The organism is Pseudomonas sp. P1_A1 (assembly GCF_056406935.1).
In genome coordinates this window covers 1-1,299 of sequence record NZ_JBFTZE010000042.1, presented here as the reverse complement: position 1 = coordinate 1,299, position 1,299 = coordinate 1, and the positions used below count along the sequence as shown (strand labels likewise).

Genomic DNA, 1,299 nt, shown 5'->3' with positions numbered 1-1,299 from the left:
GATGTGATGATCGGCGGCAGCGGCAATGACACCTACAGCGTCGATAACCTCAAGGACGTGGTCACCGAAACCAGCACCCTGGCGAGCGAAATCGACACCGTGCGGTCCTCGGTCAACTGGCTCCTCGGTGCCAACCTGGAAAACCTGACCCTGACCGGCAGCGACAATATCTACGCGGTCGGCAACGCCCTGAACAACGTGYTGATCGGCAACAGCGGCAACAACATCCTCAACGGCCAGGGCGGTCTGGACACCATGAGCGGTGGCGCCGGCGACGACACCTATGCCCTCGACCAGTTCGGCGAACTGGCGCTGCTGCAGGAAACGGCCGACCAGGGCCGTGACCTGCTGTACATCAACTACGCYTCGACCCCGACCACCAGCAYCGTCGACCTCAGCCAAAGCAACCTGCAAAACGTCGAAAACGTCACCCTCACCGGTGCCGGCGCCTTCACCGTGATCGGCAACGATCTGAACAACACCCTGCAAGGCAACGCCTACGCCAACACCCTGCAGGGCGGCGCMGGCAATGACTGGCTGGATGGCGACGCCGGTGCCGACACCCTCGTYGGCGGCACGGGTGACGACACCTACATCGTCGACAACGACGCGGATAAAATCACCGAACTGGCCGGCGAAGGCCGCGATCAGATCCGCACGACGGTGAGCTACATCCTGTCGGCCAACGTCGAAGACGGCGTGCTGCTGGGGACTGCGGCACTCAATATGATCGGCAACGCCCTCGACAACAGCCTCACCGGCAACTCTGCTGCCAACATCCTCAATGGCGGTGCCGGCGCCGACACCCTGAACGGCGGTGCAGGCAACGACGTTTACGTTGTGGATAACGTGGGTGACGTGGTGGTGGAAACCAATACCTCGYCGACCGAAATCGACACGGTACTGTCGTCGATCAGCTACRCCCTGGGCAACAACGTCGAGAACCTGACCCTCACCGGCAACGACAACCTCACCGGGGTCGGCAACGCCCTGAACAACGTGTTGATCGGCAACAGCGGCAACAACGTGCTGGAGGGCGGCACCGGTGCCGATGTGATGATCGGCGGCAGCGGCAATGACACCTACAGCGTCGATAACCTCAAGGACGTGGTCACCGAAACCAGCACCCTGGCGAGCGAAATCGACACCGTGCGGTCCTCGGTCAACTGGCTCCTCGGTGCCAACCTGGAAAACCTCACCCTGACCGGCAGCGACAATATCTACGCGGTCGGCAACGCCCTGAACAACGTGCTGATCGGCAACAGCGGCAACAACATCCTCAACGGCCAGGGCGGTCTG

1 protein-coding gene is annotated in these 1,299 nt (G+C 62.1%); it reads left to right on the top strand.

Features of this window, described 5'->3' with window-relative positions:
- On the top strand, window positions 1-1,299 hold a 1,299-nt coding region (locus AC1D2Q_RS29475), incomplete at both ends, for a calcium-binding protein (RefSeq protein ID WP_477815537.1).